Annotated in this window: 4 protein-coding genes and 1 pseudogene; all 5 read right to left on the reverse strand. The window is 66.2% G+C overall.

The window, feature by feature from the left end; translation table 11 throughout:
* Positions 1-11: 11 nt before the first annotated feature.
* Positions 12-257 (reverse strand): recombinase family protein, encoded by a 246-nt coding sequence (locus tag AC08OU_RS18830; RefSeq protein ID WP_476601530.1) that lies wholly within the window; start codon positions 255-257, stop codon positions 12-14.
* A 235-nt stretch (positions 258-492) separates the two neighbouring features.
* A complete protein-coding gene (locus AC08OU_RS18835) occupies positions 493-795 on the reverse strand; it encodes a hypothetical protein (protein WP_462189336.1) in 303 nt (100 codons plus the stop codon).
* A 188-nt stretch (positions 796-983) separates the two neighbouring features.
* The gene (locus tag AC08OU_RS18840) at positions 984-2,024 is read right to left on the reverse strand and encodes a DNA-methyltransferase (RefSeq protein WP_476601529.1); all 1,041 of its coding nucleotides are present in this window, start codon (positions 2,022-2,024) and stop codon (positions 984-986) included.
* Complete coding sequence (locus AC08OU_RS18845) at positions 2,021-2,800, reverse strand: replication-relaxation family protein (protein WP_476601528.1); 780 nt, start codon at positions 2,798-2,800, stop codon at positions 2,021-2,023. The genes AC08OU_RS18840 and AC08OU_RS18845 overlap by 4 nt, the downstream gene beginning before the upstream one ends.
* 121 nt (positions 2,801-2,921) lie before the next feature.
* Positions 2,922-3,368: pseudogene (locus tag AC08OU_RS18850) on the reverse strand (type IV secretory system conjugative DNA transfer family protein); the annotation flags it as partial.

Here is a 3,368-nt window from a genome sequence, read left to right on the forward strand (position 1 = left end):
CGCAAGTTATTTCATTTCGACTCCTTAGCTACAAGACTCAGCATAGAACGCAGGCCCGGACGGTCCCGGAAAGCGCGGGAGCCTTGGTCCGCGTAAACCCACACTACGGTCATTCCCAGCTCCCGCGCCGCTTGCTCGCAGGCCTGGCGCTGTAGCTCAAGGGATTCTTTGCCGCCCGCCCCCTCGGAGGCGGTGCGCAGGTAGATTACCGCGTTCGGGCGATCAACTCGTACTTCATTCTCATGCACCTCTTCCATAAATACTCCTTTCCTTGAGGGTCATTCTTCCCAGTGGAGGAAATGGCCGTTTTTCCGGCCCCATCCTATGTCAATTCCCACCCGAAATCCCCGTTATTCTTCCAGGAATTGACACAGGCTAGGACGCCCATTTTTCAGCTTTGCACAGCCAAAAACAAGGTGTTGAGGGCCGGGGGAAGTACGCGAATGCGCACCTCCCCCGGCCCGCCCGCGCGACGTAGCCCTTTCGGCTACCTCACTTGCTCCGAGATCCGGGCTTTTCCGGCCCGCCGGGCGTCCCCGGAAGCAGTAGCGCCTCCACCGCCTGGCGGGCCGCCGCGGCCTGGGCTTCGGCTTCGGCGATCACCGCCTGAGCCTTCTCCGCGAAGTCCGGCGCGGATCGCTTGGCCTCCACGTAAAACTCGGCGGCGGCCAACAGCGCCGCTCCCATGGTGGAACCGTCCACCCGCACGATCAGCTCAAGCTGGGCGTGCAGGGCGTTCGGCAATTTCACCGCCAGGGTCTTGTGACCCCCGGGCCGGTCTTTCGGTTCCGTCACGGAAACCTCCTCAGAGGACGTAATGAAGTAACAAATACGTGATCGAGAGCATCATCGCAGGTCACAGGCCTGTGGAGGGTTCGAAACGCGCAAGTTATTTCATTTCGACTCCTCAGTGCGGGTGCGGCCGCTCATCCCTTATGGATGAGGACTTCGGCCGCACGACACCGGGGAGGACTCCCCGGCAGTTAGACCGGGCAGGCGGCCAGTTCTCCTGGCTGCCCGCAGACCTCCCTGATCCGCTTTTCGGCCAGCTGCACATAATCCGGGTTCAGCTCTACGCCGATGTAGTCCCGCCCGTTCTGGCAGGCCACCGCCCCCACCGTCCCCGTACCAAAGAATGGATCAAGCACCACGCCCGGAACAGTCGGAGCCTCGCAGTCGCACCGGATGAAGTCGCCCGCCTCACGTACCGTCGCCGCTTCCTGATCTTTTGCGTTCCACAGCTTCCGCACGGTGTATTGCCGTTTCCAGCCCTGGCCGCAGGCCGTGCATACGACTTCGGGGCAGGTCGCCAAGAGCGGTCGTCGGATCAAGCCCGGCGGGAAGGTGGCGAAGTGTGCTCCCCGGAAATTGCCCGCCGCGTGCTGCCACACATCCCCGGGGTTCTTCCCGAGCGGATGCCCCGGCTGCCCTTCGGGCCGTTCCCGCCGCAGGCCCTCGTTGTTTGCCACGAGCGGCCCTCGATACGTCGGCTTGGCGTACTCGGCCTTGGCCGCCTTCTTTCCACCGCCGGAGCGATGCGGCTCCCGGATAGCGTCCAGGTCGAAGAAATACCGGGGGCCGCGCGTGAGGAAGTACACCACTTCATAGGTGAGGGTCAGGCGGTCAGAGATCGACGAGGGCATGGGGTTCGTCTTGCTCCAAATCACCTTATTGCGGACAATCCAGCCGTCCGCCGACAGCGCCAGCACCAGCCGCTCCGGCGCCAGGAGCAGCCCCTTCGGCGGCGCCCCGTACTTGGAGTGCCTCGAAAAACTGTCGCCCAGGTTCAGCCAGACGCTGCCCGTCTGCTTGATCACCCGGGCCAGCTGGCGGAAGACTGGCAGAAGGCCCGCTACCCAGTCGTCCACCGTGGCCTCAAGGCCTAGTTGATCATCCACCCCGTAATCCCTCAGGGCGTAGTAGGGCGGGCTGGTGATCACACTGTCCACCGAGGCCGGTGGCAACTCCGCCAGGCGGGTGGCGGCATCGCCGGTCAGGATGATGTTGCGGGGTAGCTCCATCATTCCGCCGCCCCCTGGATCATCCGGCCTGCGGCCTCGTCCGAGGTAGCGACGGTGAACAATTGCCAGGTATCGGCAGGCAGACGGCCCAGGACGGCCAAGAGCTGCCGCCGACGGCCTTCATCCGGCACCACCCACAGCACGCGGGGAAAGACCTCGCCCTCCCGGCCGGACTGCCAGTACTTGATGTACAGCTCCGCTTTGCGCCGGATCGTCGGCAGCGACTCCGTCGCCCGGTCTACCTCCACCATCCAGGTGTCTTCGTACCGGCCCAGCCGCAAGGCCACACGGGCATCCGGCTTGATCACCATCCGCCCGGCGGGGCCGGAAAAACTGCGCCAGCTGGCTGGTTCCGCCTGGAAGCGCGCCACCACCAGCCGTCCGGCGGCTTCGGCTTTGCGCAAGGCGGTGTACAGCTCTGTCACCGCCAGGGAGTGCGCCAGGAACAAGGAGCCCACCGGCCAGGGCCGCTGCCACCGCGACCGCTCCGGGTCCAAGATGCACAAGGCCGCCACGTCGAGGGTGTAGACGAAGCCCGCAGAGCCTGCCCGCACGCCGCCGATCCGCCGGGGCAGCCGCGCGAGGAGCCGCCGCGCCACCATCCCGGCCAGCACCTCCCTGCCCCGCCGCGCCGAGACGCCCGCCAGATGCAACCGCACCAACTGCGCCCCGGTGGCCACGCGCACCACGGATAGCGTCGTAAGGATCTCTCGCTCCCGAGGCGGGATGGTCGCAGCCAGTGCCGCCACTTGACGGGAGGTGACATATGCCCGGCTCATGAGTTCACCCCACGAAGAAGCCAGGGAGTCGTCTGCACATTTGGCCCGGAAACCGCACCCCACCACGGCAAACGCGCAGGTCTACTCGACGCGACCGGCACAGCGGCCGGAAGTGCCCGCCTCATTCGGACACCTCCCGGCGGCCGACCCGTCCGGCGGGCTTGGTACCGTCATGGCGTGCCCGGATGGCGGCTTCCACCTCGTCCCGGTCTCGCCCGAAGCGATCCCGCGAGGCGGCCCGCACGATGTTGGCCTGTCCCGTAGCCGGAGGCGGCAGCAGCGTCACGCCGGTGGCAGGTGGGGCCACCCGCGCCCCGGCCGACAGCGACACCGCAACCTCATACGCACCCAGCCCCTGCAAGTCCGCTGCCCCCAGGTGCGGCGCCAGCTCCTTGGCGAGCCGCCCAGCGTCTGACGCAGCCGCCTGGAAGATCACCCGGCTGCGGGCATTGGCCAGGACTGCTTCCCGAAGGTCCGCCGACAGCTGCCCCAGATGTTGATGGGCCAAGATCATACCGAGTCCCAGGCCCCTGGCCTGCGCCAACACATCGGGGGTCTTCGAAGTTAA

This window comes from Frankia sp. CcMO1 (assembly GCF_977945845.1).